The organism is Planomonospora parontospora (genome assembly GCA_014647935.1).
Lineage (GTDB): Bacteria > Actinomycetota > Actinomycetes > Streptosporangiales > Streptosporangiaceae > Planomonospora > Planomonospora parontospora.
Map to the genome: position 1 here is coordinate 104,695 of BMQD01000020.1, position 23,616 is coordinate 128,310.

Below are 23,616 nucleotides of genomic sequence, written 5' to 3' on the forward strand. Positions count from 1 at the left end.
GTGCTTCGCCCCCATGGGTAATGTGCTGCCCTTATTCTGCCGGACCGCTCAGGCCTCCGCGCCTGATGGTTTCGGCATACCAAAGAGCGCTCTCCTTGGGAACTCTCACCTGGGTCTCATAGTCGACGTGCACGAGACCGAAGCGCTTGCCGTACCCCCACGCCCACTCGAAGTTGTCCATCAGCGACCAGGCGAAGTATCCCTCGAGCGGGACCCCCGCCTCGATCGCGGCGTGGCAGGTGCGCAGGTGGGCGGCGATGTAGTCGCGCCGCTCGTAGTCCCGCACGGTCCCGTCGCCGGTCATGACGTCGTCGAAGGCGGCGCCGTTCTCGGAGATGACCAGCGGGACCGCCGGGTACTCCCGGGCCAGCCGGACCAGGAGCTCGTAGAGGCCGGAGTCGTCGATCTCCCAGCCCATGGCCGTGACCGGCCGGCCGCCCTGGACGAACGAGACGTGCTCGCTGCCGACCCACGGGGAGCCGCTGTCGGTGGGAGCGGCCGCCGCCGACGCCGCGCCGCCGGGCTTGCCCGAGACGGTGAAGCGGCTGTAGTAGTTGATCAGCAGCATGTCCAGCGGGGCCGAGATCACGTCCAGGTCGCCGTCCTGGGCGAAGTCCGCCATCGCGCCGAAGTCCTCCAGCACGTCGGCGGGGTAGGCGCCCTTGAGCAGGGCGTCCAGGAAGAACCTGTTCTGCAGGCCGTCGATGCGGCGCGCGGCGTCCAGGTCGGCCTCGGACTCGGACTCCGGAGAGATGGCGTAGAGGTTGACGCAGCCGCCGATCCGGGTGTCGGAGCGCTGGGCCCGCATCGCCTCCACGGCCAGGCCGTGCGCGAGCAGCAGGTGGTGCGCGGCGCGCAGGGCCTGGGCCGGCTCGCGCCGCCCGGGGGCGTGCTCGCCGGAGGCGTAGCCGAGGAACGCGGCGCACCACGGCTCGTTGACCGTGCTCCAGTTGCGGACCCGGTCGCCCAGCGCGTCGTGCACGAGGGCCGCGTAGTCGGCGAAGCGCTGCGCCGTGTCGCGCGAGGGCCAGCCGCCCGCGTCCTCCAGCGACTGCGGCAGGTCCCAGTGGTAGAGCGTCACCCACGGGTCGATGCCCCGGGAGAGCAGCTCGTCGACGAGCCTGCTGTAGAAGTCGATGCCCTTGGCGTTGGCCGGGCCGGTGCCGTCCGGCTGGATCCGGGGCCAGGAGATGGAGAACCGGTAGGCGCCGAGGCCGAGGCCGGCCATCGTCTCCACGTCCTCGCGGTAGCGGTGGTAGTGGTCGATGGCCGTGTCCGCGTTCTCGCCGTTGACCACCCGGCCGGGCTGCCGGACGAAGGTGTCCCAGATGGAGACACCGCGGCCGTCCTCGGAGACGGCTCCCTCGATCTGGTAGGCGGAGGTGGCCGCGCCCCAGACGAAGCCGGTCGGGAACACCAGATCCGGGACCTGAACCTGCGTCTCTTGCGTTGTCACGCCTTGACCGCACCTTCCATGAGGCCGCCGACGATCTGCCGGCCGAACATGACGAAAACGATGACGAGCGGGAGGACCGAGGCCGCCGTGCCGGTGAAGAGCATGACGTAGTCGGTGCCGTGCGCCTGGTTGAGCGCCGCGATCGAGGTCTGGACCACCGGGTTGTCCGGGTTCAGCACGATCGACGGCCACAGGAACTCGTTCCAGTTCTGCATGAAGGTGAGCAGCGCCAGAACCGCCATGCCGGGCCGTACCGCGGGCAGGATCACGTTGGCGTAGATGCGCATGGTGGAGGCGCCGTCGACGCGCGCCGCCTCGACGAGCTCGTCCGGCACCGCCTGGGTGGTGTACTGGGTCATCATGAAGACCCCGAACCCGTTGACCAGGAAGGGCAGGATCACGGCCTGGATCTGGCCGGTCCAGCCGAGGTTCACCATCATCTCGTAGAGCGGGACGATGCCCATCTGCTGGAGCGGGACCATCATGGTCAGCAGGATCGAGCCCAGCAGGATCTTGCTGCCCCGGAACCTCAGCTTGGCGAAGGCGAAGCCGGCCAGGGTGGAGATGATCACCACCGAGAGGGTCACGGTGGTCGAGATGATGATCGAGTTGATCAGGCCGGTGGCGAAGTACGCGTCCTCGGTGGCCAGCAGCCGCTCGACGTTCTCGCCGAGGTGACCGCCGGGGAGCAGCGGCGGCGGGGTGTCGAGCGCCTCGTCGTTGGTCCGCGTGGCCATGATGAACATGTAGTAGATCGGGAAGGCCGACAGCACGAGGGCGAAGGCGAGGGTCACCTTCGTCAGCGGGCCCGCGTCCCAGATGCGGTTCGCCGAGGATGCGGGACCCGACGAGCGCCGCCGGGTTTGGATCGCCGTCACTTTTTACCCCCGATGCGGCGGGTGAAGGAGTAGTTGATCAGGATGCCGATGAGGATCAGCGCGAACAGCAGCCAGGCGGCCGCCGAGGCGTAGCCCATGTCGAAGTCGCGGAACGCCTCCTTGACGATGAACATGGCCACCGTCTGGTACTGGCCCGTGGCGCCGCCGGCCATCGTCGGGTTGCCCTCGAACATGACCGGTTCGGCGAACAGGGTCAGGCCGCCGATGGTGGAGACGAACACCACGAAGATGAGCGTCGGGCGCAGCATCGGCACGGTGATCTGCCAGAACTGCCGCCGGGCCGAGGCCCCGTCGAGGGAGGCGGCCTCGTAGAGGTCCTTGGGGATCGTCTGCATGGCGGCCAGCAGGATGATCGCGTTGTAGCCGGTCCAGCGCCAGTCGATCATCGTGGCGATCGCGATCCACGCGCTCCAGCTCTGGTTCTGCCATTCGATGGCCTCGACGCCGAACAGGCTGAGGAACCAGTTGATCATGCCGTAGTCGCGCCCGTAGAGTTGGGTGAAGACCACGGCGACCGCGACGACGGAGGTCACCAGGGGGAGCAGGATGCCGAGGCGGAAGAAGAGCCGGCCCCGGATGCGCTTGTTGAGCGCGTTGGCGAGCATCAGCGCCAGGACGAGCTGCGGGATCGTCGCGATGACGAAGATCCCGACCGTGTTGAGCACCGCGTTCCAGAAGGCTCCGTCGGCGATCAGCTCGGTGTAGTTGTCGAGTCCGGTGAAGGTCTTGTCCCCGGCGAGCTCCCAGTCGTGCAGGGACACCCAGGCGGTGTAGCCGAGCGGGAAGAGGCCGAAGACGGCGAAGAGCAGGAAGTACGGTGAGACGAGGAAGTACGGGGTCGCCCGGAGGTCGAACCGGGCGAGTCCCCTGCCGCCGCGTCCCGGGTTCCGGGGCCCGGAAGACCGGCGGGGGCCTTCCCGCCGCGCCGGAGCGGGGGTGTCGACGTTGAGGGTCATCGGTCAGCCTTTCAGCTCAAGGGCAGGCGACGGGCCCGGCGGCGGGGGTAGCCGCCGCCGGGCCCGTGCCGAACGGGAGGGGGATCAGCCCGCTGCCTTGGTGCCGGCCTCGACGAACTTGGTCCAGGCCTCGGCGTAGGGGATCGAGCCCTTGTCCATGCCCTCCAGGACCTTCTCCGCCGCGGTCTTCACCTGGGCGTGCTTCTCACCCAGGAAGAGGGGGAGCAGGTCCTTGACCGAGGCGCCGAAGATCTGGCCGGTCGGCGCGTCGTTGAAGAACTCGTTCTTCAGGTCGGCGACGGCCGGGTCCTGCTGCGCGGGCAGGGAGCTCGGGAAGGCCGCGGCCTCCTTGAAGGCCGCGATGTGGCCCTCCTTGCCGGTGAGGTAGTTCAGGACCTCAGCGGCCTCCTTCTGGTGCTTGCTCTGCGCGGGGATCGCGAGGTAGGAGCCACCCCAGTTGCCGGCGCCGCCGGGGACCGAGGCCACGTCCCACTTGCCCTTGTTCTCGTCACCGGCCGCACCGGAGACCACGCCCAGCATCCAGGCCGGGCAGCCCATGGTGGCGAAGCCGCCCTTCTTGATGGCGGCGTTCCACTCGGGGGTGAACGAGGCGAGCTTGGCGGTCAGACCGGCCTCGCTGAAGGACTTCACCGTGTCGAACGCGGTCTTGACGGCCGGGTTCTTGTCGATGACGAGCTGGTTGTTGGTGTCGAAGTAGGCGATGTTGCCGTTCTTCGGCCCCTCCTGCGAGAGCACCACGTTGTAGAGGGTGTTCGGGCCGTCGAGGAACTTGGGGTCGCCCTTGCCGGGGTTGGCGGCCTGGAACTTCTTGCCGGCCTCCATGAAGGCGGCCCAGTCCGGCCAGAGCTTGCCGACTTCCTCGCGCTCGGTCGGCAGGCCCGCCTTCTCGAACAGGTCCTTGCGGTAGCACATGGTCATGCCGCCGATGTCGGTGCCCAGCGCGAAGAGCTTGCCGTCCTTGTTGACGCCGTTCTCCCACTTGGCCGCGGGGAAGTCGGCCTTGCGGTTCTCCAGGCCGAACTGACCGAGGTCGGCGAAGAACTGCGGGCGGGCCTTCATCAGGCCCATCGCGCCCTCGTCGATGCCGACGATGTCGGCGGCGCCGCTGCCGGCCTGCAGCTTCTGCAGCAGCTGCGGGAGGAAGACGTCCTCGAACCGGTCGGTCAGGTTCTGGTACTTGACCTGGATGTTCGGGTGCTCGGCGTTCCACTTCTTGACGGCTTCGTCGTAACCGAAGTTCTCGCCGCCGCCGAAGGTGTGGACGGTGATGGTGACCGGCGCGGCCGCGGCCGAGGACGCGCCGTCGCCGCCGGCGGCGGGCGTGGGCTCGCTCGAACCGCAGGACGTGATCGCAAGGGCGGTGGCCGCCATGACCGCTACTGCGGCGAGCTTGCCCTGCCGCTTGGTGTTCAACATTCCGGACCCCTCTCAGGTGGTCGCCCGAATCGGTGGGAGGTGCAGCCGCGGCCGGTCCCCGACAAACCCGGACCGAGGCTGGCTGCTCTGCAACATGCTTTGGGAGCGCTCCCACGAAGAGTGGACGATAGGCAACCGGAACGTCAATATGCCGAAACTCAACCGTTACATCTCGGACTTAAACCTAGGACATATAGCGGTTTATCGGGAGATAAGCCTCAGATAGGCTGTTGGGAGCGCTCCCATCACGCGAACATGTGTCCCGCCCCTTCCGGAGCAGGGAGGGGAGAACCCTCCGTTCGCGGACGGCGGAACCCCGGCCTCGGACGGCGGAGCGGGGACCCCGTGTCCGGCGGTCGGAAGAGGGGCACGGCCCGCCGGGCCGTACCCCTCCGGAGCGCCGTCCGGCGCGGATCAGCCCCGGTAGACCGGGTAGCCGTAGCCGACGACCTCGGCTTTGGGCCGGACGCGCCGTTCGACCTTGCCGTTGCCGGTGTTGCCCTCGATCGTGGTGATCGTGCCGTCGCCGTTGTCCTCCTCGACCAGGCCGACGTGGTCGATGCCGTACAGGCTGTCGCCCCGCTTCCAGTCGAAGAAGACGACCGCGCCGGGCTTGGCGGTGGTGCCCCAGTGGCCGTTGGCCCGGAACCACTGGGCGTAGGTCACGGTGTAGGCGTCCCAGCCGAAGACCGGCCGGATCCCGGCCTGCTCGCCGACCCAGGAGACGAACATCGCGCACCAGGGCGCGTTGGCGTAGCCGCGGATCGCGCCGCCGTCGCGCTCGACGGTCTCCGCAGCGCGGTAGGAGTCCATGTACCAGCGGTGGAACCTGGTGCCGCCGCCCCGGTCGTTCTCCTCGACGCCGATCTGGCTCTCGGCGATGGAGAGCACCTCCTCGGCCGAGACCCGGGGCAGCCCGTCGGCGATGAGCTGCAGGGGGGTCCTGGCGGAGGCGGCGGAGGCGGGCAGGCCCCCGGAGGTCCCGGCGGCCGCGGTGAGGGCGCTGGCCGACGCCTGGAGGGGGGCCTCGGCGTGGGCCGGGGGGCTCGCCACGGCGCCGCCCGCGAGGGTGACCGACGCGCCCAGCAGGGCGTGGGTCAGGCGGCGCCCCCTCGTGGAGGCGGGAGAGGAGGGGGCGGCGGGGGAGGAGCCGCCGGTCTTCACGGGGGAGGTGCGCTTCACGGGGGAGGTACGGCGGTGCTTGCCCATGCGGGGGTTCGACTCCTTGCTCGGCTTCCGTGCCGCCTACCGGGTTAGCTGACGGGTTCGGGCCAGGAAGTGCCCTACAGCGCGCGGGCGCTGATTCACCCCAGGGGAGGTGGGTCCCCGGTTCCGCGGGGTCGCGGATTCGGCGTCCATGACCTCATCGGGAGGAGACCGGGCGGGTTGAGTCACGTCCCGGCAAAGTCCGGTCAAGACGGGATGGGGATGCGGGCGGGAAGCCAGAGCAGGGTATCGATCGGGAAAAACATTGATAAATACGAAAAACCGGGCAGGGCTCGCCCGGCGGCGAGCCCTGCCCGTAACGGCGGCCCCTCGAACGGTCGCCGAGCGGTGCTCAGCTCACCTGGTTGAACGTCGCGGGGTCCGGGCCGAGGCGCCGGCCCGCGTCCAGCGAGGCGATCGCCGCCATGTCCTCGTCGTCCAGCTCGAACCCGAACACGTCGAGGTTCTCGGCGATCCGCGACGGCGTGACCGACTTGGGGATCACCACGTTGCCCAGCCGCAGGTGCCAGCGGAGCACCGCCTGGGCCGGGGTGACCCCGTGCCGGGCCGCGACCTCGGCCAGCACCGGCTCCTCCAGCAGCCCCCGGCCCTGCCCGAGCGGGCTCCACGCCTCCGTGACGATGCCGTGCCCGGCGTGGTGGCCGCGCAGCTCGGCCTGGGGGAGCTGCGGGTGCAGCTCGATCTGGTTGACGGCCGGGACGACGCTCCCCTCCTGGAGCACGCGCTCCAGGTGCTCCACCGTGAAATTGCTGACCCCCACGGCCCGCACCCGGCCGTCGGCGTACAGCTTCTCCAGCGCCCGCCAGGCCTCCGGGTACAGGTCCTGCGCCGGGACCGGCCAGTGGATCAGGTAGAGGTCGAGGTAGTCCAGGCCGAGCCGTTCCAGGCTCGCGTCGAACGCGCGCAGCGCCGCGTCGTAGCCGTGGGCGTCGTTCCAGAGCTTGGACGTGACGAACACCTCCTCACGTGGCACGCCCGAGGCGCGCAGGGCCCGGCCCACGCCCGCCTCGTTGCGGTACAGCGCGGCGGTGTCGATGCTCCGGTAGCCGGCCTCGAGGGCGGTGGCCACGACGGTGGCCGCCTCGTCGTCGGGCACCTGCCAGACGCCGAAACCGAGCCGGGGCATGCGGACGCCGTTGTTGAGAGTCACGAATTCCATGCCTTCATGATCTCCCATCCACACCCGGACGAACCGGTTGGAACAGTGCTTTACCTCTCGCTGGGCGTGGTCGGCTGTTCACCCGGGGTTCCCGGTCCCGTAAGACCGCCGCGTTACGTTGGGGCGGTCGTGAACGGGTCATCGCCCGGCGTGGAGCAGGACGGTCGAGACCACGCGCGGGATCAGTGTTCGGCCGTAGCCTGGGTGGAGTCCCCGCTGCAGATGCTCTGCGCGGTGGAGGCCCACCACGCGGGACTGCTGGGCACCCGGACCCGGGTCGTGTCCCGGGCGGGGCTGCGCCCGCTCGCCGTCACCCGCCGGGAGCTGCACCGGCTCGGCCTGCCGGACGGGCTGGAGCTGGCCGGACCGGAGCCGGACATGCCGCGCCCGGAGCGCGCCGCCGCCTGGGTGGTGGGCGACGCCTTCTCCGGCCGGGTCCAGCTGGCCTGGCTCACCGCCTTCCCGCGCCGGGTCGTGATCGTCGACGACGGGCTGGCCACCGTCAGGCTCCTGGAACTGCTCACCCGGCGGCCGGGCACGCCGCTGCTGCGGGCCCGCGCCACCGGCGGGGCGCTGCGCTCCGCGCTCCGGGCGGCACTGGGAACGGCCGCAGCCCTCCGGCTCCGCGCCGCCGCCCGGTCCGGCCGGCTGACGGTCTTCACCGCGCTGCCCGTCCCGGACGAGCTGGCCGAGGCCGTACGGAGCACCGGAGCGGAGCTGGTGGCCCACGACTTCGCCTGGCTGCGCGGCCAGCCGCTGCACGGCCCCGGCCCGCGGGAGCGCACCGTCGTGCTGGGCACCTCGCTGGTCCGCAACGGCCTGATCCACCGCGAGCGCTACTTCACCTGGCTGTCCGGGCTCGGCTCGGCCGGGCCGGTCGCCTACTTCCCGCACCGGCGGGAGGACCCCGACGACCTCGCCCGGGTCGGGCGGCAGCCCGGGATCACCGTCTACGACGGCGGGGGCCCCGCCGAGATGACCCTGCGCGGGCTGGCCGCGGAGCAGCGGGTGCTGAGCCTGCCCTCCACCGCGGTCACCTCCCTTCGGGTCCTGCTCTCGGCGCGGGGCGTGACCGTGGAGACGGTGCGGGTCCCCGACGAGTGGTGGACCTCCCGGGCGGCGCCGTCGCTCCGCTCCCACCTTTCGATGTTCGCCCATCACGACACTGGAGCGGTTCGTTGAAGGTCCTGGCCGTGGCCGACTCGGATTCCTACCTGAAGTGGGCGGCCTGCCTGCTCGCCGGCCTCCCCGCAGGCTGCACGACGGAGCTGGCGGTGGTCCGCACGCCCATCACGCCGTCCCCCGCCCAGATCCGCGCGGCGGTCTCCGGTGCGGTTCCGGGCCCCGCGTCCGGCCCCGCATTCGACCCCGTGTCCGGTACGGTGCCCGGCTCGGTGCCCGGCTCGGTGCCCGGTGCGGCGGCCGGCCCGCCGGTGCTGTCGGCCCGGGGGCTGCGCCGTACGGCGGAGCGGTTCCGGCCGGACGCGGTGCTGGTCGCCTGCACCGGACCCGTGGTGGACATCCTGACCGCCGAAGTGCTCGCGGGGCTGTCCCCGCGGCCGGTGTTCGTGACCGGCCTGCCGGGGATCTCCGTCCCGGCCACCGAGAAGGCCTGGCTGTTCCGGAGCGGGTGCGACCTGTTCGTGCTGCACAGCGGGCGGGAGGTCGAGGAGTTCTCGGAGATCGGCCGGAGGCTCGGCGGGGGCGGGCGGGTGGGGCTGGCCCGGTTGCCCTTCCTGCGCGCGGGCTCCGGTGGATTCGGCGGCTCTGACGGTCCCGCAGGTCCCGCAGGTCCCGCGGGCTCAGGCGGCCCCGGCGTCCCCGTGGCGCGGCAGGACGCGGCCGCCCCGGCGCGGCCGCGCGACCGGGTGGTGTTCGCCACCCAGGCCAAGGTGCCCAGGCGGCGCGAGGACCGCGAGCGCATCCTGCTCGCGCTGGCGGACCTGGCCGGGCGGCGCCCGGACCTGGACGTGGTCGTCAAGCTCCGGGCGCTGGCCGACGAGCGGCAGACGCACAACGAGCGCCACCACTACCAGAACCTGTGGCAGGAGCTCGGCGGGCGCTCCGGCGCCCTCCGCTTCGAGGCCGGCCCGATGCACGAGCACCTGGCCAGGGCGGCGGGGTTCGTCACGGTCAGCTCGACCGCCGCGCTGGAGGCCATCGCCTGCTCGGTGCCGCTGCTGGTGCTGTCCGATTTCGGGGTCAGCGCCGAGATGATCAACCTCGTCTTCGAGGGGAGCGGGGTCCTCGGCACCCTGGAGGACCTGTCCGCGGGACGTTTCCGCACCCCTGACGAGGCGTGGTGCAAGGCCAACTACTTCCACGGCGACGGGGAGAGCGACTGGACCGGCCACCTGGTGTCCCTGGTCGGACAGGCGCGCTCCGGGCGGCTCGCGCCCGCGGTCTCGCTGCTCGACGGGCCCGGGTACGCCGCCGCCCGCCGCCGTGCCCGGCTGCGCGTGGAGGTGCCGCCCAACGTGCTCCGGGTCGGTTACCGGGCCAAGCGGCGGATGCGCCGCTACCTCAGGGCACTGGGCTGACACGGGCCCCGGACCGGCACGAGGCCACGCGGGTGCCGCTCCACGCGCCGGAACCGCTCCGCGCGCCTCGGGACGGCCGGACCGCCTCCGGGCGCGGGGATACGGCGGCTGGGCGGGGGGCGCCGGTCGGCTGCCGGGAGGAGGTGGTTGACTCGGTAGTGGCAGGCCCACGCACCGGGTGACCTCGGGGGAAGGGACCATGGAGGTGGCGGACCGTGTGCTCGGCGTTCCCGGCGTCCCCGGCGGCCGGTGACGCGCGGCGGCTGGAGGCGCTGCGCGCCGCGGGCCTGCTCGACGCCCCCGAGGCGCCCTCCCTGACCCGGCTGGCGGGTCTGGCGGCCACGCTGCTGGACGTGCCCGCCGCGCTGGTGGCCCTGGCGGCCGCTGAGGAGCAGGTGGTCCTCGGTGCGGCGGGGCCCGCCGCACGGCCGGGGACGCGTCGGGCCCCGCTGCGGGACTCCCTGTGCGGGCGCGTCGTGGCGCGGGGCGCGCCGCTGGTCGTGCCCGACGTCCGGGACGACGCCCGGACGGGAGGGCGGTGGCGCGGTGATCCGGCGCTCCCCGGCCTCGAGGCGGGGTCCTGCGCGGGATTCCCGGTCCGCGCGCCGGACGGTGAGGTGCTGGGGGCGCTGGGGGTGATCGGCGCCGGGCCCAGGAGGTGGCCGGCGGCCCAGCTGGACACGGCCGGGGACATCGCGGCGATGGCCGAGGCGGAGATCGCGTCGCGGCTGGCCGGCGGCGAGGCGCTGCTGGCGGAGCGCCGGTTGCGGACGGCCCTCGACCGGGCCCGCGACGCGTTCGTCGTCGAGGACACCGAGGACGCCGAAGACGCCGAAGACGCCGAGGTCGCGGCGACGAACGGCGCGGCCGAGGATGAACTGGAACGGGAGCGGACCTTCCTGGCGGCGCTGCTCGACAGCCTGGAGGCCGGGGTGGTCGCCTGCGACGCCGACGGCAGGGTGGCGCTGTTCAACCGGGCGCTGCGTGCCGTGCTCAGGGCCTCCGAGCAGCCGGTGGACGTCCGGGAGTGGGCCGGGACCTGCCATCTGACGGCCCCGGACGGGCGCACGCCGCTCCGCCCGGAGGAGGCGCCGCTGGCGAGGGCGTTCGCCGGCGAGCGGGTCGAGGGCGCGCAGGTGGTGGTCTCCACGCCGGGCCTCCCGCCACGCCGGTTCCTGGTCAACGGCCGGCCGATCGACGCCTCCGACGGGAGCCGGCTGGGTGCGGTGGCGGTCATGCACGACATCACCGGCCGGCACCGGACCGAGGTCCTGCGCGACGTCCAGCGGGCCGTCGCGGAGGCGCTGGCCGACGCGTCCTCCGGCGAGGAGGCCGCCGGCTGTGTGGTCGCCGCGGTCGCGCGGGGACTGGGCTGGGCCTGCGGCGAGTACTGGCACGTCGACGGCGACGCCATCGTCCGCACCGCCTCGTGGGCGGCGCCGGGGCGGGACCTGTCGGAGTTCACCGGCGGCGAGCGGGTCGCGTTCCGCTCCGGAGTCGGCCTGCCCGGCCTGGTGCGGGCCACCGGCAGGGAGGTCTGGGTCCGCGACCTGCCGTCCGACCCCCTCGGGTTCACCCGCCGGGAGGCCGCGGCGCGGGCCGGGCTGCACGCGGCCGTCGGCCTGCCGGTGGGCAGCGGCCGGGAACCGCTGGGCGTGCTGGCCTTCTTCGCCGAGACCGTCGAGGAACCGGACGGAGAACTGGTCGCCCTGCTCGACGGCGTCCGCGCCCACCTCGGGCACCACCTCGAACGCCGCCGCGCCGAGGAGCTCGCCCTGGCACTGGAGGCCGGCCGCCGCCGCTTCGACCGGATCATCGGCCAGCTCAACGATTACGTGTGGACCTTCGAGATCGATCCCGACGGCACGTTCCGCCCGGTGTACACCAGCCCCGACGCCAGCGGGATATTCGGTGTCCAGCCGCCCGAGGACGTCGACGTGCTGGAACTCGCGCTCACCCGCATCCATCCCGAGGACAGGGCGGCGGTGCATGCCTACCTGGGCGGACTCGCGTCCGGGGAGCCGCGGGAGGTCGTGTGCCGCGTCCTCGGCCTCGACGACGTCACCCGCTGGCTCTGGCTCCGCGCCAGGCCCCGCCGCGAGGACGGCCGCCTGTTCGTCGACGGCATCTCCAGCGACGTCACCGAGCACTACCTGCTGGAGGAGGAGCGCGAGCGCCTGCTGGAGGAGGAGCAGCGGCGGGTCGAGCGCCTCGAGGACCTGGACCGCATGAAGGACGAGCTGGTGGCCGTGGTCAGCCACGAGCTGCGGTCCCCGATCGGGGCCATCCGGGGCTACACGGAGATGCTGCTGGACGATCCCGGCCTGGCCGGCGAACGGCGGTCGTTCGCCGAAGTGATCGACCGCAGGAGTGAGCACCTGCAGCGGCTGGTCGACGACCTGCTGGATCTGGCGCGTTTCGACGCCGGCCGGGTCGGCGTCGACCTCCGGCCGGTCTCCCTGTCCGGCTTGGTCCGCGACGCCGTCGGCGACCAGCGGCCCGCGGCCGCCGTCAAGCGGCTCACCGTCACCGCCGACGTGCCCGGCCGCCTGCCCGTGCGGGCCGACCCGGTACGGCTGCGCCAGGTGCTGGACAACCTGCTGTCCAACGCGGTCAGGTACACCCCGGTCGGCGGCTCCGTCGCCGTCACCGCCCGGTGCGAGGGCGCCGAGGCGGTCGTCGCCGTCGCCGACACCGGCATCGGCGTCCCGGCCGAGGAGTACCCCCGCCTGTTCGACCGGTTCTTCCGCGCCTCCACCGCCGTCGAGTCCGGGATCACGGGCACCGGCCTGGGCCTGGCCGTCACCAAGGCCGTCGTCGAGGCGCACGGCGGCACCGTGACCGCCGCCCCCCGCCAGGGCGGCGGCACCGTCTTCACCGTCCGCCTGCCCACCGCAGGACCGGCCCCGGAGAGCTGATCCGGGCCCGGGGGAGGGCCGCGCCCGGGGAGCCGAGTCCGGGAGGGCTGAGCCGGGGAGAGCCGAGCCCTCCCGTCAGGAGAGCGCCTGGGACAACCGGCGGCGCAGCCTGCCCAGTGTCCCGGAGCCGGGACCGGGACGGGCCGGGCCCGCGGGCGGCAGACCCAGGGCGGTCAGCCGCTGCCGCTTGAAGTAGCGGTCCGGGCCGTGGGCGTCCAGGTAGGCGGCGGCCTCCGCGCGCAGCTCCGGGTAGGACTCGCTCTGCATGCAGTAGCCGACCGCGCGGACCAGCGCCCGGACGTCGACCGGCGGAGGCTGCTCCAGCGTCCCGTCCGGCCGCAACCGGGGCAGGAGAGCGTCGGTGATCGTGACGGGCACGCGGTTGCTGTTCTCGTACGGCGTGAGCCGCTCCAGGACCAGTCCCCCGCCGACGGTGGCCGCCTCCAGGCCGAAGTGGCGCCGGGCGGTGAGCAGGGCGGTGGAGAAGCAGCCCACCACCAGTTCCGGGCGGAGCGCCGCGAAGCACGACTCGGCGGGGACGGTCCCGCCCGCCACGGAGAGCCGGACGCCGAGTCCCGCCGCCACCTCGCGCAGCCGGCGCGCGTGCCGCCGCCCGGCGGCCGGGTGCGGCTTGAACAGCACCGACTCGCAGCCCCGGGCGGCCAGGGCGCGCAGCATGTCCGCGTGCAGCCCGTCCTCCTCCTCGGGGGTGACGACGCCGAGCGCCGACAGGTACTGCCCGAGGATCATCGCGGGACCCGTCCCCGCCTCTCCGCCCGCCGGTCCGGCGGATCCACCGCCCGCCGCGCCGTCCTCCGGCCCGGGGATCCCGCCGAGGACGCGGAGGAAGGACTCGCCGGAGACGGTCCGGGCCGGCACGCCGTACTCCGAGAGCAGGAGCGGGGCCAGGCCCGGCACCAGGTCGAGGTGGAGCAGGCGGGTGATCCGGCCGGCGATCTCGGCGGGCAGCGGGTCGCGGGTCGGGCCGTAGCTCATCAGCCCGTCGGAGTAGACGGTGACGGGGCAGTCCCGCAGCAGCCCCGCGAGGGTCCGCGCGGGGGGCACCGCGACGGACTCGACGACGAGCTCGTCCGGGCCGTCGCCCAGGGACAGGTGGGAGCGGAGCAGCCGGCCCGTCATCGGGACCTCGATGACGCGGGCCCGCCAGTCCGACGGGTGCATCGGGGCCACGATCTCGTTCCACGACCGCACCTCGTCGAAGCGCGGGCGCAGCGCGGCGAAGCCGGGGGCCTCGTCCAGGGCCGGGGTGATCTCCGGGACGGCCGCGTTGTTGGAGACCAGCAGGATCCGGCGGCCGTCGCGCGGCCCGAACGCGCCCTCGTCCAGCGCGGCGGCCAGGGTCGCCGCGCCGAACAGGGTGGAGGCGTAGAACAGCTGGGTCCTCGCGGTCATCGGGTCTCCAGAAGGCGGCGCAGGAGCTCGTCGCGTTCGGGGTCGAGCCCGACGCCGGGCAGGTCCGCCGGGAGCCGCCGCAGGGCCTCGGCGCCGCGCCGTTCGAAGCGGGCCCGCAGCTCGGGCGCGAAGCGCCCGCCCAGCTCCAGGTGGTGGGCGAGCAGCGCGCGGAACTGGCGGACCGCCTTGGGCGCGAACTCCTCGGGAAGGTCGGCGAAGACCAGGTCGAAGGCGTCGAAGAAGTGCAGCTGGCGCTCGTCGCCGACCTGGGTCAGGGAACCGGAGACCATCCGGCGGTAGAACACCCCGGCCAGGGAGACCACCGCGAACGAGGCGGCCTCGCGGTGCAGCCGCCAGATCCACGGCCGGTCCTCGGCCGTGTGCAGCCGGCCGGGGAAGGCCAGCAGGTCGCCGAGGTCGCGCCGGTAGATCCCGGCCCAGGCGTAGGGGTAGTCGACCATGGTCTTCGACCGGGCCGGCAGGATGTGCTCGCGCGGTTTGAGCACCGTGTTCCGTACGGCCAGCGGCGCCCGGTGGGTCACCCGCCTGCGGCCCTCCGCCTGGACGTGGTCCACCCGGACGAAGTCGCAGCCGAGGTGCTCGATCGCGCCGACGAGGTCGGCGAGGTAGCCGGGGGCGAGCCAGTCGTCGCCGTCCATGAAGCTCACGTAGCGGCCGGAGGCCAGCGAGAGCCCGAGGTTGCGGGCCTCGGCCAGGCCCACCGGGGTCTCGTTGCGCAGCACGACGAGACCGGGCAGGTCGTCGCGGAAGTCCTCGACGACCTGCCCGGTGCCGTCCACCGATCCGTCGTCCACGACGACGAACTCGAAGTCGGGGCGCGCGTTCCGCACGAGGGAGGTGAGCGCGTCGGAGACGTAGGGTTCGGCGTCCCGCACCGGGACGACGACCGACAGCTTGATCAAGGTCTCCCCTCACGGTTCCGGGCGCGGTCGTCCCGGACGGTAGTGGTCATCGCGGTGCCCGGGTCGAACGCGCCGGGACGCGACGGTGAACGTCCGGGGACGGGTCCGTGTCCCGGGCGGCCCCCGGCACGCCCCGGCCCGGCGCGCGGTCGCGCACCGGGCCGGGGCCGGGGCCGGGGACTAGACGGTGACGCGGCGCAGCCGGGCCTTGGGGGCCTCCTCGCCGGGGAAGACCCGCTTGACGCCGTCGCCGAGCGCGGTCTCGATGATGCGGATGTCGCGCACCAGGTGCTCCAGCCCGGCCGGCTCCAGCGAGGCGGCGTGGTCGGAGCCCCACATCGTGCGGTCCAGGGTGATGTGCCGCTCCACGGTCACCGCGCCCAGCGTGACCGCCGCCAGCGAGATCTGCAGGCCGCGCTCGTGGCCGGAGTAGCCGACGGGCACGCCGTACCGCTCCTGGAGGGTGGTGATCGCGCGGAGGTTGGCCTCCTCCGGGGGGAGCGGGTAGGTGGAGGTGGCGTGCATCAGCACCAGCCGGGAGGTGCCGAGGATCTCCACCGCCCGGTCGATCTCCTCCAGCGTGGACATGCCGGTGGACAGGATGACCGGCTTGCCGGTGGCGGCGAGCGCCCGCAGCAGCTCCAGGTCGGTCACGCCGGCCGAGGCCACCTTGTGCGTGACGACGTCCATGGACTCCAGGAACTCCACCGACGGCACGTCCCAGGGGGAGGCGAACCAGTGCAGGCCGCGCTCGGCGGAGTACTTCGCGATCTCGGCGTACTCGGCGTGCCCGAACTCGGTCCGGATCTTGTACTCCATGTAGGTCATCGCGCCCCACGGCGTCTGCCGGATCTGGTCGCGCTGCTCCAGCGGGACGCAGATCTCCGGCGTGCGCTTCTGGAACTTGACGGCCTGGCAGCCCGCCTCCGCGGCCACGTCGATCAGCCGGCGCGCGATGTCCAGGTCGCCGTTGTGGTTGATGCCGATCTCGGCGATCACGTAGACCGGCTGCCCGGGGCCGACCAGCGCATCGCCGATCGGGACCGGCCGGGGTGAGGCGACCAGGCGGAGCTCCGCCCGCGGTGCCGGTGCCGCCGGGGCGGCGACCGCGGCCGGTGCAGCCGCGCCCTCGGGGCGGGCCGCCAGCACCCGGTCGCACAGCTCCCGTACGGCTCCCGCCCCGCCCGGCCGGGTGAGCACGACCCGCGCCGCGGCGCGCACCCTCGGGTGGGCGTCGGGGACCGCGACGGGCCACCCGACGTCGCTCATCGGGCCCAGGTCGTTGACGTCGTTGCCGACGTAGGCGACGCGCGCCGGGTCCAGGCCCTCGATGGCCAGCCAGTCGCGCAGCACGGTCCGCTTGTCGGTCAGGCCCTGCAGGACGGGGACGCCGAGCTTGCGGGCGCGGGCCGAGACCACCGGGTTCTGCTCGGTGGACATGATCATGATCTTGACGCCCGACCGGCGGAGCAGGGAGACGCCCATGCCGTCGGAGCGGTTCACCGCGACCATCTCGCGGCCGTCCTCGCCGACGTAGGCGCGGTCGTCGGTGTGCACCCCGTCGAAGTCGGTGATCACCGCGTCCACGTCGATCGGCTCGGGCAGGTCCGTGAAGGGGGCCAGCGCCCGGACGATCTCCAGGTCCTCGGGGGTGTCCACCTCGACGGCGTGCCGCGGCGGGACCGGCTGCACGGCCACCCGGCCGAAGAAGCGGTGCCCGTGCTCGCGCAGGCCGCCGGCGCGCATCACGTAGAACGCGCCGGTCTCGCGGTAGTGCGGTTCGCGGTCCTGCCGGCGCGGGCGGGACGACGGGTCGTGGTTCACCCCGGCGCCCGCGGCGTCCCACAGGAACTCGTGGGTCTCCAGTCCGGAGAAGACCACGTCGGCCTCGCCGCCGAGGACCTTCGCGATCGCGGCGTCCAGGTCGGCCGGGTTGATGAACGCGCTGGTGCACTGGACGAGGAGGACGACCTCGGGGGCCTCGGGCAGCCGGTCGAGCGCGTGCAGCACGGCCGACTCGCTGGTGGCCTCCGCGCCGCTCAGCTCGCCGGGCCGGTCGACGACCTCGGCCCCGGCGGTGCGGGCGGCCTCGGCGATCCCCGGGTGGTCGGTGCTGACCACGACCCGGTCGACGAGCTCGGCCCGGACGCAGGCCCGCACCGCGCGGGCGACCAGCGGGGTGCCGCCCACGGGGGCCAGGTTCTTCAGCGGCACGCCCGCCGAACCTCCGCGGGCGGGGATGACGGCCAGGACTCGCAAGGTGACTCCTCTTACCTCCGACAAGCACCCCTGAGCCGGGGTCTTTCCGGAACGCTAGCCACGGGGGTGACCGGTGAGGGGTGTCCGAGCTGAACGTCCAGAGTCCTCCGGCTTAACTTTCCGGACGGTGGGGGACCACGCAGGGGGACCATGCCGGAGGTGCGGTCCGGGTGCGAATCCTCCCGCGAATTGAAATGAAATTTCCGATTTATCCGGAAAAGGAGATTTGCGAGGAAGAGGGGTGCGGGAAATGCGGAGGCGGAGATCCGGTGAAAGGCCGGAGAACACGGAAAGGCGCCGCGGCCGGTGTGGATCCGGTCCGCGGCGCCGGTGATCCGACGCGGGTTCCTACTGGTTGTAGCTGTCCCGCGCGCGGTCGGCGACGTCCCGCGCGGTCTCGCGAGCGGTCTCCTTGGCCTTCTTGGCGGTCTCCTTCGCCTTGCCCTTGGACTGCTCGGCGCGGCCCTTGTTGGCCATGCTGTCGTTGCCGGTCATCTTGCCGGCGGCCTCCTTGGCCTTGCCCCGCATCTGATCGAAGTTAGTCATTTTGTGCCTTCCCCCGTTGGAATGACAGGTTGTCGGTGGAAGTCATAACCGGACAATCGCGGTACTAATCGTGATCTAAGGATCTTTAGGGCGAGGAACACCGCACGCATATGATCGATCGCCCGCCTCGTGGGGAGGAGCCGACCGAATCCAGAGAGAAGGACGGCGCGTCGTCCGTACCCCCGTGGACGCCGCCCGGCTCAGCGGGAGGCGCCGACCGCGTCCATGAGCAGGGGCAGCGAGCGCTCCAGGGCGCGCCGCCAGTACGGCCAGCTGTGGGTGCCGGGCCCGTAGAAGTCCGTGGTGACCTCCAGACCGGCCTTCCCGGCCCGCCGGGCGAACTCCTGCGACTGGGCGAGCAGGGTGGCCTCGCCGTCGTCCCGGGCCGCGGACGGGTCGTCCAGCGGACCGGGGGCGCCGTCCCCGCAGGAGACGTAGAGCCGCACGCCCGCGAGCTTCGAAGTGAGGGCGACCGGGTTGTGCGCCGCCTGCTCGGAGCCGCCCGGCGGGCCCCACAGGTCGCGGGGGTCCTCGCCGTGGCGCTCCAGCAGCCAGGGCGCGCTCTCGGTGGTGTCCAGCACGCCGGAGAAGGAGGCCGCCGCCCGGAACATGCCCGGATGGCGGGCCGCGTAGGAGACCGCGCCGAATCCCCCCATGGACAACCCGGCCACCGCCCGGCGGTCCCCGGCGCCGTAGTCGCGCTCCAGGATCGCGCGGACCTCGGTCAGGTGGAAGGTCTCCCACTTCGGGCCCCGGCGCCAGTCGGAGTAGAAGCCGACCGCGCCGCCCTCCGGCATGACCGTGATCACCGGGTAGGGCGAGGTGAACCGGGCGGCGTCGCCCTCCGTCACCCAGGAGTCGGGGGCGGGCTGGCAGCAGCCGTCCAGCAGGTACAGCACCGGCCACGGGCCCGAGCCCGGCTTCCAGCCCGCGGGCAGCAGCACCCGGACCCTGCCCTCGCGGCCGAGCGCGGCCGAGGCGAAGGTGAGCACGTGGTCCCGCTCGCCCAGCCGCTCCACCCGCACGCCGGACGGGGTCCGGTCGCGTTCCCCGCCGGGGGAGGAGCCGGAGGGGGAGCCGGGGGAGAAGGGCGTCAGCAGGGTCAGCGAGACGGCGGCCACCGCCAGCGCCGCCAGCAGGATCACACCCAGGCGCACGGCCTTACGGTTCATACCGCCCCATCCTGGCGCGTCGCCGGGATCACGGGAAGCCCGTCGACCCGGAGGAGGACCCGCCGGGTTCCGTCTTTCCCGTCCCTTCGCGGTGCCGTACCGCCCTTTTGGCTGGATCATGGGCGGATGACTCCGGACACATCTCCCTCCCGTTCCCGGCGCGTACGACCGCTGGTCGTGGTGATCGCCTCCCTGGCGGCGCTCGCGGCCGTGGCCGTCGTGATCCCCATCGCCCTGCAGTACGCCAACCGGGGCGAGTCCCTGCCGCTCTTCCGGCTCCAGCCCGTCCTCGCCGTGGCGGCGGCGCCCTGCGCGGGCACGGACCTGCCGGATCCCGGGGGGACGGAGTGCCTCCGGCTGGCCAACGGGGTGACGGTGAAGGAGGTCGCCGCGGCCGAGGCCGTGCAAGGACAGGGCACGGGCGGATGGGCGGTCGAGGTCGCGCTGGGGCCCGACGACGCTGCCGCCTTCGCCGAGATGACCAGGAAGATCGCGGCCGAATCCGGGCCCCGCAACCGGCTCGCCGTCGTCGTGGACGGCGAGGTGCTCTCCGCTCCGGTCGTGGGGGAGGCGATCACCGGCGGGCGGATGCAGATCGCCGGCTCCTTCACCCGAGAGGAGGCCGCCGACCTCGCCCGCAGGCTCGGCGAGGGGCGGTAGGCCCGGGACGGCCACCCGGCCCGCCACGGGCGGGGCGGCCGGGCGGCACAGGCGTCACAGGCGTCCCGGCCCGGGACGGCCGGGCGCCGCGGGCGGGCGGCACAGGCGGGGACGGCTGGGCGCCCCGGCCGGGGACGGCCGGGGGCCGCCCCCGCGGTGACCCGGAGAGCGGCGGCGCCGCGTCAGGGCCAGGACCTCTCGATCTCCGCGAGCACCTGCTTCGTGCCCTTGCCTCCGACCCAGTCCGTCATCCCGGTCCAGAAGGACCCGGCGCCGACCGCGGCCGGCATCATGTCCGAGGCGTCGAAGCGCACGACGGTGCCGGGGTCGCGCATGATCTCCGCGGAGAGCTTGTCGATGTCGCCGGTGTAGAGGTCCAGGTCCACCTTGTTGTTCGCCGTGGTCCAGCTGCCGGCGGCGACCCGCTTGCCGGCGAAGTCCGCCGACGCCAGGTACTCCTGGACGGCGACGACCTCGGGGCGGTCGCCGAACGCCCCGACGAAGGTCGAGGCGACGAGCGCGGGCTTGCCCTTCGCCGGGTCGACGGCCGGCATCTGGAAGGCGAACACGTCGCCGTCGGCGGCCACCTTCGTGCCGCGCGGCCAGTTGCCGGCGTAGAAGGACGCCATCCGGTAGAACGTGCACCGGTTCTCCAGGACCGGCTGCCCGGCCTTGGTGAAGGAGGCCTCGGCGATGCCGGCGGTCCCGCCCCTGACGTACCTGTCGTTCTTGAGCACCTTCGCCGCCAGGTCCGCCGCCTCGACGACCTTCGGGTCGTCGAAGGGGATGGCGTGGGTCACCCACTGGTCGTAGACCTCGGGGCCGTGCACGCGCAGCATCACGTCCTCCAGCCAGTCGGTGCCGGGCCAGCCGGTCGCGCCGCCGGATTCGAAGCCCACGCACCAGGGGGTGCCCCCGGAGGCCGCGATCTTCTCGCTGACGGCCATCATCTCGTCCCAGGTCTCCGGGACCGCGTGCCCGCCCTTCTTCAGCGCGGCGGGGGAGTACCAGACGAAGGACTTCACGCTGGAGTCGTAGGGGACCGCGTAGAGGGTGCCGTCGACGGAGCCGTACTCCAGCCAGCCGGGGGCCCAGTTCTCCTTCGCGAGCTTCGCCACCGAATCGGGCGCCGGCTTGAAATCGCCGCTCCCGACCAGCTCCGCGATGAGACCCGGCTGCGCGATGATGGCCAGATCCGGTGCGTTCCCCGTCCCGGCCCGCTTCCTCACCTCGTCCTCGACGGAGGTGTTGCCCTCGATGTCGATCCGGATCGAGGTGCAGTCGGAGAACCGCCGCAGCGCCTGCGCCAGCCTGACGCCGTCGAGGTTGCCGGTCATGAGGACGCTGACGGTGGTCCCCTCGTGACCCCGGTAGGCGGCGTACGGCGCGCAGGCGGCCGCCCGGCCCGCCTCCGTCTCCTGCGCGGCGTCCGCGGCGCCGCAGGCGGCCAGCAGCAGGCAGGACAGGGCGCCGAGGGCGCCGGCGGCGGCCGTCCGGCCGGAACGTGACTTGCTCTTCATCGGTTTCCTCTCCCGGGAGGCGGGCTGGGGTGCGGTCGTGGTGTCGAGCGGGCTCATGCCTGGAACCTCCGCACCACCGTGCGGAGCCGCTCGGCGGTGGCCGAGAGGTCCTGGGCCGCGGCCTGGGCGGCCCGGCCGTCCTCGGCCGTGGTGCGGGTCGCGCCGGCGAGCTCGTCGATGGTCCCGGCGATGTCGCGCGTCCCGAGCGCGGCCTTGCCGATGCTGCCGCTCATCTCGCCGGTGGTGGCGCTCTGCTCCTCCACGGCGGCGGCGATGGCGAGCTGGTGCTCGTTGATCCGGGCGATGATGCCGTTGATGTCGGCGATGGCGTTCGCCGCGCCGACACTGGTGCCCTGGATCGACTCCACCCGGCGCGAGATGTCCTCGGTCGCCTTCGCCGTCTCCTGGGCGAGTTCCTTGACCTCGCTCGCGACCACGGCGAAGCCGCGGCCCGCGGCCCCCGCCCGCGAGGCCTCGATGGTGGCGTTCAGCGCGAGCAGGTTGGTCTGCTTGGCGATGGCGGTGATCACCTTGACGACGTCGCCGATCTCGGCCGACGAGGTGCCCAGCTCCGCGACGGTGCTCGTGGTGCTCTCCACCACCGCGATGGCCTGGGAGACGGTCTGCGCCGCCTGGTTCGCGCTCTGGGCGATGGACCGCATGGCGATGTCCGTCTCCTCGGCTCCGGCCGCCAGCGCCTCGACGTTCTGCGAGACCATGCTCGCGGAGTCGGTGGCGGAGGACGCCTGCCCGGCGGCGGTCGCGGCGGAGGTGTCGATCCTGGCGGCGGAGGCCGAGACGCGCCCCGAGGCGTCGTCCAGCGACTCGGCGGCCTCGACGAGCGCCGCCACGGTGTCGCGTACGGCCTGGCGGGCGCTCTCGTAGCCGGCCGCCATCCGGCCGACCTCGTCGGCGGAGTCCACCTCCGCGGCGACGGTCAGGTCACCGCCCGCCATCGCGGCGAGCGCGGCCTGCACGCGCCGGACGGGCCGGACGATCGCCCCGGCGACGACGAGGGCGATGGCGGCGGTCAGCAGCAGGCCGGTGACGAGCACCACCAGCACGAGCCGGATCGCTCCCGTCTTGCCGTCCTGGATCTCCTCGCCGCCCGCGATCACCGCGGCGGTCTCCGCGGCCGTCAGCTCGTCGAGGTTGGCCTTCGCCATGGAGAGCGCGGTCCCCTGGGCCAGCCGGGTGTCGCGGAAGGCCGTCTCGTCCCCGGCCTTGCTCGCCGGCAGCATGGTGTCGTCGCGGAAGACGCGGTACTGCGCGATCGCGGCGTCGGTGGCCTCGATGGTGCCGATCGCCCCGCGGTCGCCGGCGGTCTCCTTGTAGCGCTTCCAGGCCTGGTCGAAGACGGCGTCGTTCTTCTGGATGTCCGCCTCGGCCTGGCGCCGTGAGACGTCGTCCGTCAGCGCGATGTGCTCCAGCAGGATGGTGTCCTCCTGGAGGAGGGAGGTGCGCGCCTCGTTGAGGCTGAGCGCCTGGGCCATCCGGTAGTCGGAGATGGACCCGGCCGTGGAGGCGACCGCGCTCAGCTGGACGATGCCGACCGCGCCGACACCGGCCATGGCCAGGCCGGCGACGGCCGTCGTCAACAGGAGTTTCGGCCGTACGCCGAGATCTCGCCAGAGTCGCATGCTCACAGGTCCGTCCTTCTCCGCCGCGCCGCCCTTCGGCGCCTCTCAGCGGTCTGATCGGCGCGCACCGGGGAAAGGCGAGGGATTCGGGCCGGGGCGGCAGGGAGATCTCTTCTCCGCTCCCGTCGCGGAGGCGCCCGTGGGCCGGTCCCGGAGCGGACCCGCAGGCGGGAGGGCCCCGGAGGGGATCCCGCGCCCGCCGGGACCGGAGCCCGCCGGGAAGATCGCCGCGGGAACGTGTTTGGAGGGCGGTTCCCCGGGGAGTGGCACTCACCGAGGGGAGAGGAGGCACCCGGGCGCCGGTACGGATCCGGGTGTTTCAGTGGACGCGGCCGCGTGGTGGCGCGGCCGCGTCCACGGTTTCCACCCGGACACTGACGGCCTCTCCGGTGCGGCGGAACCCGGCCTCACCCACCCCGGTGGCGATGGAGAGCCGGAATCACGGGACGATCAGGCGAGGGAGAGTTCGGCCCATACGGCGTGGCCGATGGTCTGGGTGCCGCGGCGGCCGACCCGGGTGGCCAGGGGGAGACCAGGGCGAGGCCCCGGCCGTGCTCGGCGAGCGCGGCGACGTCGGCGGTGCTCAGCGAGATGGGGGCACTTTGCTGGAAGCGGTGCCAGTCTTCGATCAGTTGCCGTTGAGCGGCCATGACCGACTCCCAGTCGGCCTCCAGTTGACCACCGGCCGGTCCTCCGGTTCGGCCAGCCGGTAGCGGCGGCGGGCCCGGTCCGCCTGCTGCTGGGCTCGCTCCAGCTTCTGCGAACAGATCGCCTTTCCGGCACCAAGACGATATGGATCAGCAGGTTCCGCCACGGGTACGCGTCGGCCTCTCAGTGACTGTTGCGAAACGTCCACCAAGAGAGTGATCTTTCGTTGAAGATCACTGTCTT

The 23,616-nt window shown here is 72.9% G+C and carries 17 protein-coding genes and 1 riboswitch; of the genes, 4 read left to right on the forward strand and 13 right to left on the reverse strand.

Translation table 11 applies throughout. The annotated features are described in order from the left end of the window. Nucleotides 1-31 precede the first annotated feature (31 nt). The 6 genes from IEZ07_RS26990 to IEZ07_RS27015 all read right to left on the reverse strand — a co-directional run bounded on the left by IEZ07_RS26990 (nucleotide 32) and on the right by IEZ07_RS27015 (nucleotide 7,134). Nucleotides 32-1,456 carry a GH1 family beta-glucosidase gene (locus IEZ07_RS26990; RefSeq protein ID WP_191897317.1) on the reverse strand — a complete coding sequence of 475 codons (1,425 nt, stop codon included), beginning with the start codon at nucleotides 1,454-1,456 and terminating at the stop codon, nucleotides 32-34. Then, entirely contained in the window at nucleotides 1,453-2,334 is an 882-nt protein-coding gene (locus IEZ07_RS26995; protein WP_191897318.1) for a carbohydrate ABC transporter permease, read from the reverse strand. The genes IEZ07_RS26990 and IEZ07_RS26995 overlap by 4 nt, the downstream gene beginning before the upstream one ends. Beyond that, nucleotides 2,331-3,311 (reverse strand): carbohydrate ABC transporter permease, encoded by a 981-nt coding sequence (locus tag IEZ07_RS27000; RefSeq protein ID WP_068893938.1) that lies wholly within the window; start codon nucleotides 3,309-3,311, stop codon nucleotides 2,331-2,333. Before IEZ07_RS27000 ends, IEZ07_RS26995 begins: the two co-directional genes overlap by 4 nt. 84 nt (nucleotides 3,312-3,395) lie before the next feature. Beyond that, nucleotides 3,396-4,748 carry an ABC transporter substrate-binding protein gene (locus IEZ07_RS27005; RefSeq protein WP_191897319.1) on the reverse strand — a complete coding sequence of 451 codons (1,353 nt, stop codon included), beginning with the start codon at nucleotides 4,746-4,748 and terminating at the stop codon, nucleotides 3,396-3,398. A 414-nt stretch (nucleotides 4,749-5,162) separates the two neighbouring features. After that, complete coding sequence (locus IEZ07_RS27010) at nucleotides 5,163-5,957, reverse strand: CHAP domain-containing protein (protein ID WP_191897320.1); 795 nt, start codon at nucleotides 5,955-5,957, stop codon at nucleotides 5,163-5,165. Between the two features lie 19 nt (nucleotides 5,958-5,976). After that, nucleotides 5,977-6,112: riboswitch (cyclic di-AMP (ydaO/yuaA leader) on the reverse strand. Between the two features lie 194 nt (nucleotides 6,113-6,306). Next, a complete protein-coding gene (locus IEZ07_RS27015; protein WP_191897321.1) occupies nucleotides 6,307-7,134 on the reverse strand; it encodes an aldo/keto reductase in 828 nt (275 codons plus the stop codon). Between the two features lie 204 nt (nucleotides 7,135-7,338). Between IEZ07_RS27015 and IEZ07_RS27020 the strand changes: the two genes are divergently transcribed. From IEZ07_RS27020 to IEZ07_RS27030, 3 genes are all read left to right on the forward strand, one after another. Then, on the forward strand, nucleotides 7,339-8,316 hold the full coding sequence (locus tag IEZ07_RS27020) for a hypothetical protein (RefSeq protein ID WP_239320698.1): 978 nt from the start codon (nucleotides 7,339-7,341) through the stop codon (nucleotides 8,314-8,316). A gap of 11 nt (nucleotides 8,317-8,327) precedes the next feature. Beyond that, nucleotides 8,328-9,674 (forward strand): DUF6716 putative glycosyltransferase, encoded by a 1,347-nt coding sequence (locus IEZ07_RS27025; protein WP_239320701.1) that lies wholly within the window; start codon nucleotides 8,328-8,330, stop codon nucleotides 9,672-9,674. Between the two features lie 215 nt (nucleotides 9,675-9,889). Beyond that, nucleotides 9,890-12,592, forward strand: a complete 2,703-nt coding sequence (locus tag IEZ07_RS27030) for an ATP-binding protein (RefSeq protein WP_191897324.1) — start codon at nucleotides 9,890-9,892, stop codon at nucleotides 12,590-12,592. A 75-nt stretch (nucleotides 12,593-12,667) separates the two neighbouring features. Here IEZ07_RS27030 and IEZ07_RS27035 read toward each other — a convergent pair whose 3' ends face one another. The 5 genes from IEZ07_RS27035 to IEZ07_RS27055 form a co-directional block, all read right to left on the reverse strand. Then, a complete protein-coding gene (locus IEZ07_RS27035; RefSeq protein ID WP_191897325.1) occupies nucleotides 12,668-14,005 on the reverse strand; it encodes a polysialyltransferase family glycosyltransferase in 1,338 nt (445 codons plus the stop codon). Then, nucleotides 14,002-14,928 (reverse strand): glycosyltransferase family 2 protein, encoded by a 927-nt coding sequence (locus tag IEZ07_RS27040; RefSeq protein ID WP_191897326.1) that lies wholly within the window; start codon nucleotides 14,926-14,928, stop codon nucleotides 14,002-14,004. The genes IEZ07_RS27035 and IEZ07_RS27040 overlap by 4 nt, the downstream gene beginning before the upstream one ends. Nucleotides 14,929-15,108: 180 nt before the next feature. Then, nucleotides 15,109-17,187 (reverse strand): N-acetylneuraminate synthase family protein, encoded by a 2,079-nt coding sequence (locus IEZ07_RS27045; protein WP_191897327.1) that lies wholly within the window; start codon nucleotides 17,185-17,187, stop codon nucleotides 15,109-15,111. 348 nt (nucleotides 17,188-17,535) lie between these two features. Next, the gene (locus IEZ07_RS27050) at nucleotides 17,536-17,733 is read right to left on the reverse strand and encodes a CsbD family protein (protein WP_068893930.1); all 198 of its coding nucleotides are present in this window, start codon (nucleotides 17,731-17,733) and stop codon (nucleotides 17,536-17,538) included. A gap of 200 nt (nucleotides 17,734-17,933) precedes the next feature. Next, nucleotides 17,934-18,905: an alpha/beta hydrolase gene (locus tag IEZ07_RS27055; RefSeq protein ID WP_191897328.1), complete on the reverse strand. Its 972-nt coding sequence runs from the start codon at nucleotides 18,903-18,905 to the stop codon at nucleotides 17,934-17,936. 126 nt (nucleotides 18,906-19,031) lie between these two features. Between IEZ07_RS27055 and IEZ07_RS27060 the strand changes: the two genes are divergently transcribed. Next, nucleotides 19,032-19,565 carry a SecDF P1 head subdomain-containing protein gene (locus IEZ07_RS27060; RefSeq protein ID WP_191897329.1) on the forward strand — a complete coding sequence of 178 codons (534 nt, stop codon included), beginning with the start codon at nucleotides 19,032-19,034 and terminating at the stop codon, nucleotides 19,563-19,565. A gap of 182 nt (nucleotides 19,566-19,747) precedes the next feature. On the opposite strand, the gene IEZ07_RS27065 is transcribed toward IEZ07_RS27060, so the two are convergent. Then, nucleotides 19,748-21,142 carry an ABC transporter substrate-binding protein gene (locus tag IEZ07_RS27065; protein WP_239320704.1) on the reverse strand — a complete coding sequence of 465 codons (1,395 nt, stop codon included), beginning with the start codon at nucleotides 21,140-21,142 and terminating at the stop codon, nucleotides 19,748-19,750. Continuing rightward, nucleotides 21,139-22,725: a methyl-accepting chemotaxis protein gene (locus IEZ07_RS27070; RefSeq protein ID WP_239320710.1), complete on the reverse strand. Its 1,587-nt coding sequence runs from the start codon at nucleotides 22,723-22,725 to the stop codon at nucleotides 21,139-21,141. The genes IEZ07_RS27065 and IEZ07_RS27070 overlap by 4 nt, the downstream gene beginning before the upstream one ends. Nucleotides 22,726-23,616: the final 891 nt, after the last annotated feature.